The organism is Sulfitobacter sp. SK012, assembly GCF_003352085.1.
Classification (GTDB): Bacteria; Pseudomonadota; Alphaproteobacteria; order Rhodobacterales; family Rhodobacteraceae; genus Sulfitobacter.
This window is the reverse complement of sequence record NZ_CP025804.1, coordinates 4,181,255-4,194,221: the sequence shown is the minus strand read 5'-3', so window position 1 is coordinate 4,194,221 and position 12,967 is coordinate 4,181,255. Positions and strand designations below refer to the sequence as shown.

The 12,967-nt window shown below is 56.4% G+C and carries 11 protein-coding genes; 4 read left to right on the top strand and 7 right to left on the bottom strand.

Going from position 1 to position 12,967, the window contains the following annotated elements; translation table 11 throughout:
* Position 1: 1 nt before the first annotated feature.
* The 3 genes from C1J03_RS20455 to trpS all read right to left on the bottom strand — a co-directional run bounded on the left by C1J03_RS20455 (position 2) and on the right by trpS (position 2,858).
* On the bottom strand, positions 2 to 1,108 hold the full coding sequence (locus C1J03_RS20455) for a class II histone deacetylase (RefSeq protein WP_114888263.1): 1,107 nt from the start codon (positions 1,106 to 1,108) through the stop codon (positions 2 to 4).
* A gap of 76 nt (positions 1,109 to 1,184) precedes the next feature.
* Complete coding sequence (locus tag C1J03_RS20450; RefSeq protein ID WP_114888262.1) at positions 1,185 to 1,805, bottom strand: cysteine hydrolase; 621 nt, start codon at positions 1,803 to 1,805, stop codon at positions 1,185 to 1,187.
* A 33-nt stretch (positions 1,806 to 1,838) separates the two neighbouring features.
* Positions 1,839 to 2,858, bottom strand: coding sequence for a tryptophan--tRNA ligase (gene trpS, locus C1J03_RS20445; RefSeq protein ID WP_114888261.1), 1,020 nt, complete (start codon positions 2,856 to 2,858; stop codon positions 1,839 to 1,841).
* Between the two features lie 79 nt (positions 2,859 to 2,937).
* On the opposite strand from trpS, the gene C1J03_RS20440 reads away from it, so the two are divergent.
* A complete protein-coding gene (locus tag C1J03_RS20440; RefSeq protein WP_114888260.1) occupies positions 2,938 to 3,627 on the top strand; it encodes a rhomboid family intramembrane serine protease in 690 nt (229 codons plus the stop codon).
* Positions 3,628 to 3,645: 18 nt separating this feature from the next.
* Here C1J03_RS20440 and murJ read toward each other — a convergent pair whose 3' ends face one another.
* The 4 genes from murJ to C1J03_RS20420 form a co-directional block, all read right to left on the bottom strand.
* On the bottom strand, positions 3,646 to 5,238 hold the full coding sequence (gene murJ, locus C1J03_RS20435; protein ID WP_114888259.1) for a murein biosynthesis integral membrane protein MurJ: 1,593 nt from the start codon (positions 5,236 to 5,238) through the stop codon (positions 3,646 to 3,648).
* A 65-nt stretch (positions 5,239 to 5,303) separates the two neighbouring features.
* Positions 5,304 to 6,506 carry an MFS transporter gene (locus C1J03_RS20430; protein ID WP_114888258.1) on the bottom strand — a complete coding sequence of 401 codons (1,203 nt, stop codon included), beginning with the start codon at positions 6,504 to 6,506 and terminating at the stop codon, positions 5,304 to 5,306.
* 116 nt (positions 6,507 to 6,622) lie between these two features.
* Positions 6,623 to 9,400 carry a [protein-PII] uridylyltransferase gene (locus C1J03_RS20425; RefSeq protein WP_114888257.1) on the bottom strand — a complete coding sequence of 926 codons (2,778 nt, stop codon included), beginning with the start codon at positions 9,398 to 9,400 and terminating at the stop codon, positions 6,623 to 6,625.
* Positions 9,401 to 9,408: 8 nt separating this feature from the next.
* Positions 9,409 to 10,593 carry a penicillin-binding protein activator gene (locus tag C1J03_RS20420; RefSeq protein ID WP_114888256.1) on the bottom strand — a complete coding sequence of 395 codons (1,185 nt, stop codon included), beginning with the start codon at positions 10,591 to 10,593 and terminating at the stop codon, positions 9,409 to 9,411.
* A gap of 88 nt (positions 10,594 to 10,681) precedes the next feature.
* Between C1J03_RS20420 and rsmI the strand changes: the two genes are divergently transcribed.
* The 3 genes from rsmI to gshB are packed head-to-tail and all read left to right on the top strand — an operon-like array spanning position 10,682 to position 12,917.
* Positions 10,682 to 11,545, top strand: coding sequence for a 16S rRNA (cytidine(1402)-2'-O)-methyltransferase (rsmI, locus tag C1J03_RS20415; RefSeq protein ID WP_114888255.1), 864 nt, complete (start codon positions 10,682 to 10,684; stop codon positions 11,543 to 11,545).
* Positions 11,542 to 11,922 (top strand): YraN family protein, encoded by a 381-nt coding sequence (locus C1J03_RS20410; RefSeq protein WP_114888254.1) that lies wholly within the window; start codon positions 11,542 to 11,544, stop codon positions 11,920 to 11,922. The genes rsmI and C1J03_RS20410 overlap by 4 nt, the downstream gene beginning before the upstream one ends.
* A 59-nt stretch (positions 11,923 to 11,981) precedes the next feature.
* Complete coding sequence (gene gshB / locus C1J03_RS20405) at positions 11,982 to 12,917, top strand: glutathione synthase (protein WP_114888253.1); 936 nt, start codon at positions 11,982 to 11,984, stop codon at positions 12,915 to 12,917.
* Positions 12,918 to 12,967: the final 50 nt, after the last annotated feature.

The window sequence follows — 12,967 nt, the reverse complement described above, 5'->3', positions numbered from 1 at the left end:
ACTATATCCCCAATTCTAAAGCAAGCTCATCGATAGTGTCTTTCAAAAACGCTCCGAAGCGCGCGTTAGGCTGGCGCACGGTAAATGCGTGTGCAAACGGATCAGGGGCGGTGATCTGACTGCCTGACAGCGCCTCAAGCGTCGCATGCCCGCAAAAGGGTACATAGACCTCAGAATAGCCGCCCTCATGCACCAGAACCAGTTTGCCGTCGCACAGGCGCTCTGCTGCATCCTTGATCCGCAGCGTCATCTGGCGGAATGTGTCAGCGGTGGCCAACATACGTGCCAACGGGTCAATGACCGCAGCATCATAACCGCAGGCAACAACGATAAGATCTGGATTGAACGCCTCAATTTGCGGGATCACCACACGGTCCAGTGCATAGAGATAGGCATCATGCCCGGTTCCTGCAGGCAGCGGCAGATTGAGGTTATACCCCACGCCCTTGCCCTTACCCCGATCCAGCAGTGCGCCAGTATCCAGAGGATAATTCCCCTCTTGATGCAGCGAAATGGTGAGCACATCGTCGCGGTCGTAATAAATCGCTTCGGTCCCGTTGCCGTGATGCACATCCCAGTCCAGTACGACGACACGGGCCGCATGCCTCTTGGCTTGCGCTGCTTCAATCGCAATCGCGATGTTGGCCATGAGGCAAAAACCGTTTGGAAAATCTGGCAGGCAGTGATGGCCCGGTGGACGGCTGAGCGCATAGGCGTTTTGGACTTCGCCAGTCACAACCGCATCCACAGCACCCACGGCGAGGCCCGCTGACAGCGCGGCCAACTCATACCCACCAGCGGCGAAAGGCGTCCGTCGGCCAAGCTCGCCACCGCCAGCATCAGACATCGCTTTGAACTCATCAAGGTAACCCGCTGGATGCACCCGCAATAACGCCTCACGGCTGGCCTCGGAAGCCGAATGTACATCAAGGTCGTGGGTTAACCCGGTCACGTCCATCAGGTTTTTGAGCCGCCGCTTTGTCTCGGGGCTTTCGGGCAGGCCACCTGCCGCGAGGGGTTGTACCAACCCGCCGATGGGAAGCGTAAAGGCATAATTGCCACCACCATGCCACATCGTGCGTTCGTCAAAGAAAAAACCGGTGCTCATGTCGCGTTCCCGTCCAGATATTTCGTTGGAAATTGGCGAATGCGGCGCAGATTGTCCATGCTCAGCGTACCGCCCCTTAGATGTCCTGCATCGCTGTGATCACTTCGTCCAACGAGCGCCGTGCACCGGTCTGCAGATATTCCATCGCACGCAAAGAAGCCTCATGTGCTTCAAGCGAGGACCCCGCCACGCAATCCTCAATGATCCGGCAGAAATAATCCGACTGATGGCCGTCAACAAAGGTGTAGTGCACGCAAACATCTGTCAGCCCACCCACCAACAAAAGCGTATCTACCTTGAGCCCGCGCAGCAATATTTCGAAGTCCGTGCCAAAGAATGCCGAATAGCGGCGCTTTCGGATCAGATAGTCGTCGGGGCGAAAATCCATCTCTTGCACAGCGATCGCGGTGGTTGGGTTGTCTTCAAGGCAATGCACGTCCTCGTCGCCATCCAATTCGCGGCCAAAATCAACCATGTCAGGGCGGTGCACTTCTTGGATGAAAATCACCGGAATACCGGCCGCCCGTGCGGCATCAATCGCCCCGCGCGCATTGAGCATGTGGTCACGGTAGCCGGGCATGTTGTCAATCGAACGCACTTCGGACGCGTCGATAAAGGTACTTGCCTGAATGTCGATGACGATGAGCGCCGCGCGTCCTTCGATCAGCGCACGGGTCGGAGAGTTTGTGTTGGCCATGGGGTTCTGCTCCTTGATGGGGGCAGGCTTAGGTTACCCGACCATCCCGATAATTTCACGGGTCTTTTGCAAGATCGGCGCAGTAATCTCGCGTGCCTGCAGGGCACCGCGCGCGAGTAGGCGGTCGATCTCGGCGGGATCGTTCATCAATCGCGCCATTTCAGTCGAAATAGGTGCGAGTTTCTCAACGGCAAGCTCCGCAAGAGCGGGCTTAAACGTGCCGAACTGCTGACCACCTACATCGCGCAGCACATCTTCAACGCTTTGTTCATTGAGTGCGGCATAGATATTGACCAGATTACGGGCCTCAGGGCGATCCTTAAGACCGGCGATTTCAGAAGGCAGCGCATCGGGATCTGTCTTGGCTTTGCGGATCTTCTTGGCGATGGTATCGGCATTGTCGGTCATGTTGATGCGGCTGGCGTCCGATGGATCAGATTTCGACATCTTTTTAGAGCCATCGCGCAAAGACATCACGCGGGTTGCGGCACCTTCGATCACAGGCTCCGTCAGCGGAAAAAAATCAACGCCGTAGTCATGGTTGAACTTGGCAGCAATGTCGCGGGTCAGTTCCAGATGCTGCTTTTGATCTTCGCCCACAGGCACATGCGTCGCGTGGTAAATCAAAATATCGGCCGCCATCAATGCGGGGTATCCAAACAAACCAAGGCTCGCGGATTCGGCGTTTTTGCCTGCCTTGTCCTTCCACTGGGTCATGCGACCCATCCAGCCCATGCGCGCAACACAGCTGAAGATCCAACCCAGCTGCGCATGCTCTGGCACGGCAGATTGATTGATGAGAATGGATTTTTCAGGACTGATGCCTGATGCGATGAACCCGGCGGCCAGCTCACGCGTGTTGTGGCGTAGTTTCTCGGGATCCTGAAACACCGTGATCGCATGAAGATCGACCATGCAATAAACGGTCTGAAAATCGCCAAGGTTCTGCATATCCACAAAGCGCTTGATCGCTCCCAAATAGTTGCCCAGCGTCAAGCCACCAGATGGCTGAATTCCCGAGAACACGCGCGGGGTGAAAGTGGTATCTGTCATGGCGTGCTCCTAAAGGGGGCTGGAAGTGGCGGTGCGATGGGCTTACCCATGGCGCATACGCCCGTCAAGGAGACCGCACATGTCTGATCCGTCCTTTGAGCCACCCGTCAACAAACTGCCACAGGTTGTTGTTTTATTGTTTCTGGCTATCGCCGGTGTCGAGGGTGGACTGGCGCTAGGAGAAGCAGGGCTGATCGGCGGCCCCAGTGCCATCGGATGGCGTCTTGAACTGATCCGGGATTGGGGCTTTTCGGGCGATATCTTTAACCAGATGCTAGCGTCAGGGCAGTGGCCCTTGCGCCACGTCGCGCGGTTCGTGACCTATCCCTTTATTTACTTCAGCTTTTCCCAAAGCATCTTTGCGATGGTGTTGCTATTGGCGCTTGGCAAGCTGGTCGGCGAGGCGATGGGGCAGGTAGCTGTGTTCCTGATATTCTTCCTGTCTGGCATCGGTGGCGCGTTGATCTATGCATTGCTGCTCAACGATCCTGCGTGGCTTGTTGGAGCCTATCCAAGTGTTTACGGGCTGATCGGTGGTTACAGTTTTGTCACATGGCACAGGCTTGGCGCGGGTGGAGGCCAGCAGATGCGTGCATTTACGCTGATTGCGATGCTGATGGGCCTCCAACTGGTTTTCAGTATGTTTGCCAGCGTTGGAATGGGTTGGGTCGCAGAGCTCGCCGGGTTTGTTTGCGGATTTGGTCTTAGCTTCTTGGTGGTGCCGGGTGGTTTTTCCAGCGTGTTGCGACGTTTTCGTCATCGCAGTTAGGTTGTTCCTCGGGCGAGTTTAACTCCGACGCATCGCTGATTTGAATTCACTAATTTTGAAGGCTCCGATCAACTGACCAACACCGAAGTAACTGACTGCCCCAACAAGGATCAGTGCCAGCAATCCAAGGCCGCGCCACCAGGCCAAGTCAAGGATCGGTTGCAACACCGAATTGGCCGCCCACAACGCGACGCCCATCGCGATTGAGGCCGCAATAATCCGCCAGATCCGTTTGCGGAAACGAGCGTCCAGCTTTGCTGCCTGCCCATAGCCGCGCGCGCCCCGTGAAAGCTGTGCAAACATCACCCAACCCGCAACTGAGGCAGCAACAGCCGGTGATAACCAACCAAAAAATGGAGCCAGCCCAAGCGCGAGGCCTGCATTAACCACCATCGCAACAACGGCAAAATAGAACGGACGCTTTGTATCAGCGCGGGCAAAATATAGCGGCTGCAGGATTTTTTGCAGCACAAACGCAGGGAGCCCCAACCCATATATCGCCACTGCCAATGCGATATTGGCGACGTCTTCAGGCCCTGCCGCACCACGTCCAAACAGAACCGACGCCAACGTAAAGGGGATCACTACCAGTGCCACGGCTGATGGAATGGTGAGCGCCAGTGACACCTCTGCTGCGCGGCTTAATGTGGTTTGTGATCCCGCATCATCGCCAGCTTTCAGTCGCCGCGATAGATCGGGCAGCAGCACCACGCCGATTGCGATGCCGACCACACCCAGCGGCAGCTGATACAATCGATCTGCATAGCTGAGCCACGCCACGGCACCGTCATAAAAACTGGCGACTTGACGACCGACCAGCAAGTTCACCTGAACCACACCGCCGGCAAGGGCGGCCGGGGCCGCAATAATGGCCAGACGCTTGAGATCAGGTGTCAGCCTCGGGCGATGCGACAGTTTCAAGGTGAACCCTGCGCGCCGTGCAGCCCACCAGACCAACGCAAGCTGTGCAGCCCCAGCAAAGGGGACCGACAGCGCAAGCGCATCGCCAACGCTCAGGCCCATCGCTTGGTCCAAACCACTCGCTACGGCATCAGGTGCCGGTTGGCTAAGGGCAGCACCGACCAGAACGGCACCGATAAAAATCACGTTAAGAACCACTGGGGCCGCCGCGGCCGCCATGAAACGTCCCGTGGCATTGAGCACGCCTGAAATAAGCGCCGCCAAAGAGATAAAGAGGATGTAGGGAAACGCGAGGCGGCCGTATTCCACAGCAAGGTCAAACCGTTCATCTCCGGCAAACCCTGACGCCATTAGCAGCACAAGCCCCGGCATCGCCACGACACCCACAGTGGTAAATATCGTCAGGATAAATGCCATGCCAACAAAGGCGTCTTGGGCGAACCCTTCGGGGTCATCGCCCGCCTCTAGGCGTTTAGAAAACATCGGCACGAAGGCCATGTTGAAGGCGCCTTCGGCAAAAAAGCGGCGAAACATGTTGGGTAGGGAAAACGCCACCAGAAACGCCTCGGCCACTGGGCCCGAACCAAGGTATGCCGCAATCATTACATCGCGCACAAATCCCAGAAAGCGGCTGGCAAGGGTCCAGACCCCAACGGTGAAAAAGCCGGACATGAGGCGGATGGGTTTCATCGGGAACTCTCGTTACGGGTTGGCTATGTGACCTAGCGCTTGGGACGCAGCGGTGCAATTGGCAATCAAGTGGACGGCTCCATGGTGATCCGGCGCGCAGCCAGCGCCAAGCCGACCAAACAGAAGAGTCCGGCAATGGCATACCACCCCAGAACGCGCTGGATATCGCCTGCCGGCATTTCTCCAGCTGCGGTGGTTGATCCTGCCGCCAGCAGCAGTGAAGCGGCAAAGACCAGCCTGCCGACGAGGCTTTGTACGGAAAGATACGTGGCGCGGTTGTCATCGGGCAGCAAAGGTTGAATGCGTGCGAGAATAAAGGGTTGTGACAGAGCGTTGGGCACCATGCGCAGGAATAAAAATGCAATCGCCAGCGCCGACGTGGTCAGCGATAGTACCCCGGCCAGCGCAATCTGCATCGCGAAGGCAAGGAGCAAGATCCCCGTTAGGCCGATCCGGTTGCGTAAACCCAGCGCTACCAGCGACACTGCCACCGACAACAGCATCATGATGGCAGAAACGCCGCCACTGACCAACGGAGTTTGGGCGGCCAGACCGGTATTTGAAAGCGCACTAAGGATAAATGGTTGCCCAAAGACAAATGGCAGGTGGCTAAAGCCGTACATCAAAACCGCCAATGCAAAAAGCCAGCAGAGCACTGGATGTTTGATCGCATCACCGAGCGAGCCAAGCTGCAGGGCAGGGTGCGGGCCCGAACGACGCCGTTGCGGCTCTGACAGACGCAAGGTGATGAACAACATCCCGGCAAACGCTAGCGCAGAGGCTAAGAATGGCAACGCAGGGGCATAAAGTGCCATCGCACCGCCGGTGACAGCAGATATCGCCAACCCGGCAAAGGTAAACCGCCACGCACGTAGTTCTTGCTCCTCAACCTCATCAGCACGCCCGGCATCGACAAGTGATTCATAGAGCAATGCGGTATCGGTGCCCGAGGCAAAGGCGATGCTGGCCCCGAGACACAGCTGCCCCATCGCAAACATAGTAAAGCTGTCGCCAAACGCGATGAAAGCCATCCCTGCGATCGCCGCAACCGCCGAGAATATCAGCGTCCGACGCCGCCCCAAACGGTCGGACATATAGCCTGAAGGTACTTCAAGCACTGTCGTTGAGATGTCGTAGACGGCATAAAGTGCAATCGCCTCAGACGCAGACAGCTGCTGTTGGAAATAGAGAAACCAAATGGCCTGCCAAAACAGCAGATTTTGAGTGAATTTGAACCATGGATAGAGGGCAATGTTTTGGCTGGGCACGGGGGGAGGGCTGCCTTGGCTGGGTCAAATCAGCTTAGGCGTAGCAGAGGCTGCAGGGAAGGGGGCGCGATCACATTGGATAGATCGAAATTCTGCTACCATTTCTGGGTCAAACGCTACACGTCCGCGCGCGCCACACCCTCGGTAATTGCCTGACGGAGGCGTTTTTCCAGCGTGCGCTGTTTGCCCTCGGCGTAATATTTCAGCCCAAACATATCTTTAACGTAGAATGTATCGACGACCTGCGCGCCATAGGTCGCGATAACGGCATTGGCGACGTAAACGTTCGAATCTGCCAATGTGCGCGCCAGATCATACAACAATCCAGGGCGGTCGCGGGTGTCGACTTCGATGATGGTATAGATTTCGGACCCGTCGTTATCAAAGGTGATGTGGGTCGGTACTCGGAATGCCTTTTCGCGCTTCTTAACCTTGTCGCGTGATTTCAGCGCATCACGTGCGATAACTTCACCGCGCAGAGTTTTGGCGATCATCTTCCGCAAGCGCGGCAAGCGCGCCGCTTCGTAGGCGTTGCCATCGGCGTCCTGTATCCAAAACGCATCCGTGACGAACCCGTCCTTTGTGGTGTAGCTGCGCGCATCCACCACGTTTGCCCCCACAAGTGCCAGCGCGCCCGCGAGGCGCGAGAATATGCCTGGGTGATCGGCCATGACAAAACAGGCGCGCGTCGCGTCGCGGTCCTGATCGGGGTGCAAGTCGATGCGCACGTCCTCGTTTGAAATGCCGCGCAACAGCTCTGCAAACGCGACGTGTGCCGTGACATGTAGGCCCTGCCAATAGGGCGGGTAATGCCGAGCGGTTTCAATTTTCAGGTCTTTCTTTGGCCAATCGCCCAGCGCGGCGCGCAACCCTTTCTTGGCCTCTGTCCCGCGGTTTTCACGGTTTAGGTCCTCAAGCCCGGTTTCCAGCGCTCGCCGTGTTTGGCGGTAAAGTGCACGGATCAAAACGGCCTTCCAGTTGTTCCAAGTGTTCGGCCCAACCCCGCAAATATCGCAGACCGTCAACACTGTCAGCAGGTCCAAACGCTTGACCGTTTGCACGGCTTTGGCAAAGTCGCGCACAGTGCGCGGATCAGCAATATCGCGTTTTTGCGCCATGTCGGACATCAACAGATGATAGCGTACAAGCCATTCGGCGGTATCGACCTCGTCTTGCTTGAGGCCCAAACGCGGAGCCACTTTTCGCACAATCTTGGCTCCCAAGATCGAGTGATCCTCAGGGCGTCCCTTGCCGATATCATGCAACAAAAGCGCCACGAACAATACCCGGCGGTTGACCCCCTCTTTTAGGATCGTCGACACCACCGGCTGATCTTCTTCCATCTCGTCTTTTTCGATCCGGGCCAGATGGCCGACGCATTGGATGATGTGTTCGTCCACAGTATAGCTGTGGTACATGTTGAACTGCATCATCGCGACAATTGGCTCAAATTCCGGGATAAACGCGCCTAAAACGCCCAGTTCGTTCATCCGCCGCAACGCGCGTTCCGGATTGCCATGTTTCAACAGCAGATCAAGAAAAATGCGCTGGGCTTCTGGGTTGTTGCGCATGTCGTCGTCGATCAGCTTTAGGTTCGCTTTGACCGTCCGCATTGCATCTGGATGGATCAACATACCCGTGCGCAAGGCTTCTTCGAACAGGCGCAATAAGTTTAGCTTGTTTGATAGAAAATCCGCGTCATCAATGATCGAAATGCGGTTATGCACCACTTCGTAGCCTTCACGAATTTTGGGCCGGCGACGAAAGAAGCGCTCCAGTAACGGCTCGGGCTTTGCATGCATCGCTTCAAGCTTGGTTAGGAAGATACGTGTAAGATCCCCCACCTCTGTTGCATGGCGGAAATAAGCCTGCATGAACAACTCAACGCCGCGCCTGCCGTCTTTGTCGAAATATCCCATGGCCTCTGCGACCTGGACCTGCATGTCAAAAGTCAGCTGTTCAGTTGCGCGCCGGGTCAACAGATGTAGATGCCCACGAACCGCCCATAGAAAATTCTCTGCGTCTAGAAACGTCTTATATTCGTCTGGGCGAAACACGCCTTTTCCGACCAAATCAGCCGAGTTTTTCACCTTGTGGATATATTTTGCGATCCAGAACAGCGACTGCAGATCGCGCAAACCGCCCTTACCCTCTTTAACGTTCGGTTCAACGACATAACGTTGGTCTTGCTTGAGGTGTCGCGCGTCGCGCTCGTCTAATTTGGCTTCAATGAAATCGCGCCCGGATCCGGAAAAGAGATCCTTGTTCAGTGCCGTTCCCAGCTGCTTGGCCAACGCTGCATCACCTACGATATGGCGGTGCTCCAGCAAGGTCGTTTGAATCGTATAGTCTTCTGAACCCAACTTTACACAGTCGCGAATGGTGCGGCTGGCATGGCCTACCTTTAGTTTGAGGTCCCACAGCATATAGAGCATCGACTCGATGACGCTTTCCGCCCATGGGGTGATGGTTTTTGGGGTCAGGAACAGCAGGTCGACATCCGAGAAGGGAGCCATTTCGCCGCGCCCATATCCGCCTACGCCGATGACTGACAAGCGATCGGGCTTATCTTGGGTGCTGGCCGCAGTCAGTTGAAGTGATGCTACGAGGGCGGTGTTAACCATCCCATCCGTCAAATACGTATAGGCTGACGTCATTCCGCGCGCGTCAAATGGCGATAATGCAAAGCGATGCGCAATTAGGTCGCGGCCCTGCACTTGGGCTGCACGCAACACTTCGACGACAGCGGCCCGGTGTTCAGCCGGATCCGAGGTCGCCTTTATTGCCTCTTGGACCGCCTCTGCGACCGCAACAGCGTCAAAAATTTCAGAAGGTTCAGCAATCAGGCGCGGTGTCTCCGCCCCGCCTGATTGTTGTTTTTGGGTTTCTGGCAATGTGTGGCTCAGAAACCAGCGCCGCCAAAGGCACGCGGCGCGGCCTCTAGCACGACAACTTGTTGATTGCGGATCGATGCAACCGCAAGTCCGCGCTCATTGGTGCCATCTGCGCGTAGCCGGAAGATACCGCTGGCCCCGCGAAAGCCCGCCCCTTGGGTTAGTGCGGCGCCGGTCAGAGCATCGGTTTTGCCGGACTGCACCAGTGACCCAATCGCTGCAATTCCGTCAAAAGACAGGCCTGCGATGTCCAACGGACCGTTCCCATAAGCAGCTGTGTAGCGCTGACGAAACGCGCTGGTCGCCCCCGGATCAGGCAACGCGAACCAGCCGCCCTGAACACCAGAAAGCTCCAGCGTCTGCACCGGAATGTCCCAGCGGGTCAGGCCAATGTACTGGGTGGCGGGTGACGTTACACCGGCCTCCGGCAGTAGTTGGGCAAAGAGCGGAAGCGCTGTCGCAGAGCTGGTCGTCAGAAACAGTGCGTTTGCGCCCGAGCTATCCATGGTCGCCTTGACCTGCGGCACAGCTGCCAAGACAGATTCTTGGCTGTTGGAATAGGCCACAACGCCAGACTGGGTGGCACCATTTGCCGCAATCGCTTTTTGGATCGCGGAGCGCCCGAGCTCACCGGCGACATCCTGCGCATGCAAGATTACGATTCGGTCCCTACCTGAGCGTTTAGCATAGCTCACAAGCCGAGATGCCGTGTTGTCGAAGGTTGGCCCAAGCACGAAGACGTTGCCGCCTGCGATGGTTGGGTTGTTGGAAAACGCCAGAACGTTAACGCCTTGAGACGCCACGGCATTGCCTGCCGCATTTGCGGCCTCGGCATAGACTGGCCCAAGAATGATCTTTGCGCCCTCGTTTACGGCTTGGCTTGCAACACTCGCCGCCTGTGCTGCATTGCCCGCCGTTGCATAAATGCGCAAATCAATCTGAACCCCACCTAGGTCACGGATCGCAAGTCTTGCCGCGTTTTCAAGGTTCTGCGCCAAAAGCTCGTCTGAGGCTGAACCGCCGCGCGGGATCAACAACGCCACCGGAACAGGAGCATTCGTATCAATTTTGGGGCCGCCACTCGTAGCAGAACCACCCAGAGAGGTTGGATCACAAGCAGCAAGGATCAAGGCAAAAATAGGCATCGAGATGATGTGCCACGGCTTGCGGATCGCGCGTAAAAAGGCAAACATAAATTCGTAACTCCCAAGGTGTTGGTCGAGGGCCTGCGCCGCCCGTCTGATGCAGTGATAATAAACGGTGCGAAAGGCGGGTCCAGCGTTGAATTACATGAATGTGAAGCTGGCACCGGGGCTGTATTTTGTCGGGGTGCCAATTGGGTCCGCGCGCGACATCACTTTGCGTGCACTCGATGTGTTGGCCAGCGCTGATGTACTGGCCGCCGAAGACACCAGATCAATGCGCAAATTGATGGATATTCATGGCGTCCCTCTGAACGGACGCCGGATTGTGGCGCTCCATGAACACACGGGTTCAGGGACAGTGGCACGCCTTTTGGAGGCCGCGGCTCAAGGCCAGTCGGTCGCTTATGCCTCAGAGGCGGGCATGCCGCTTATTGCCGATCCGGGTTTTGAGTTGTCGCGTGCCGCTGGGCAAGCCGGATTGATGGTCACCTGCGCTCCAGGACCGTCCGCTGTGGTCACTGCGCTTGCGTTGGGTGGGTTGCCCACGGACGCGTTTTTCTTTGCTGGGTTCTTACCCAATGCCAAAGCGGCCCGTCTGGGAGCTTTGGAAAAGCTCCGCGATGTGCCCGGGACATTGGTTTTCTACGAATCACCCAAGCGCGTTGGCGCAATGCTTCGGGATGCTGGAAAGACATTGGGGGGTGAGCGTTCCGCCGCAGTTTGTCGCGAATTGACCAAGAAGTTCGAAGAAATTCGACGCGGCACATTGGACGAACTGGCCGAGGCCTACGCGGAGGCCAACCCAAAGGGCGAGATTGTCGTTCTTGTGGCGCGTGGAAATTCACCAATTGTTAGTGAGACAGATGTTAATTCTGCACTTAGGGCGGCATTGGCGGATATGTCGATGCGCGATGCTGTGGATGCGGTTGCGGCGGCACACGCTTTGCCACGCAGGCAAGTTTATCAGGCGGCCCTTGCACTGGGGAAAGATAAGACATGAGTTGTAGTGAGGCAAAAAGTCAGAAGGGTGCTTTGGCGTACCACGCGGGATTGGCTGCAGAACACAGGATCGAACAGGACTATTCTCAGCGCGGTTATTGCGTGGCGCAGCGGCGCTGGCGTGGCAAGGCCGGAGAGATCGATCTCATCCTGAATGACGGGAACGGTCTGATATTTGTTGAGGTCAAGCAAAGCGGCAGTTTTGATCGTGCGGCCGAACATGTGCGCCCTGCCCAGATGCAACGGATTTGCCGTTCTGCTGAAGAATACTTGGCACGAATGCCAAATGGCAGCCTCACAGATATGCGGTTTGACGTCGCACTTGTGAACGGCAAGGGCGAGCACCGGATCATCGAAAACGCTTTTGGTGAGGGCTGACCCATTGCACAGATGCTTTTGCTGGGCCATCTAAAGGTCAATCAGCAAAAGGGACGCCCATGAAAATCGCCTTTCAAATGGACCCAATCGGGGCCGTGGACATCAATGCCGACAGCAGCTTTCGCCTTGCAGAAGAAGCGCAGGCACGCGGACACACTCTGTTTTTCTACACGCCCGACCACCTTGCCTATCAAGAAGGGCGGATAACAGCCCGCGGTCAGGACATGACCGTGCAGCGGGTTCAAGGAGATCACGCCCAACTTGGCGAGATGCGCGAAGTTGATTTGGCTGATTTCGACGTAGTCTGGCTGCGGCAAGACCCGCCTTTTGACATGCATTACATCACGTCGACCCATCTGTTGGACCGGCTTAGAGAGACCACGCTGGTGGTGAATGACCCGTTCTGGGTACGCAATTTTCCAGAAAAGCTGATGGTATTGGATTTTCCGGACCTGACCCCGCCCACCACGATTGCCCGCGATCTTACCACCATCCGTGCCTTCAAGGAAAAACACGGCGATATCATCGTTAAGCCGCTTTATGGAAATGGTGGTGCAGGGGTGTTCTTGCTGACCAAGGACGACCGAAACCTCAGTTCCCTGCATGAGCTTTTCACGGGGTTTTCGCGTGAACCATTGATCGCCCAAAAATTCCTGCCTGACGTATCAAAGGGCGACAAACGGGTGATCCTTATTGACGGTGAACCGGTTGGGGCCATCAACCGTGTGCCCGCCAAGGGTGAGACGCGGTCCAACATGCACGTGGGTGGCCGCCCCGAAAAAGTGGGGCTGACTGAGCGTGATCTTGAGATTTGCGCGCGGATCGGTCCAGTTTTGAAGGAAAAAGACCAAATTTTTGTAGGAATTGATGTGATCGGCGACTATTTGACAGAAATTAATGTCACGTCGCCCACCGGCATTCAGGAGCTGGAACGTTTCGACGGCACTAACATTGCCGCCAAAATCTGGGAAGCGATTGAGCGCCGACGCGCATGAGTGTTGCGCGCCTTCTACTCAATCAGTGGTTTATGCGGGTTGAAAAGCGC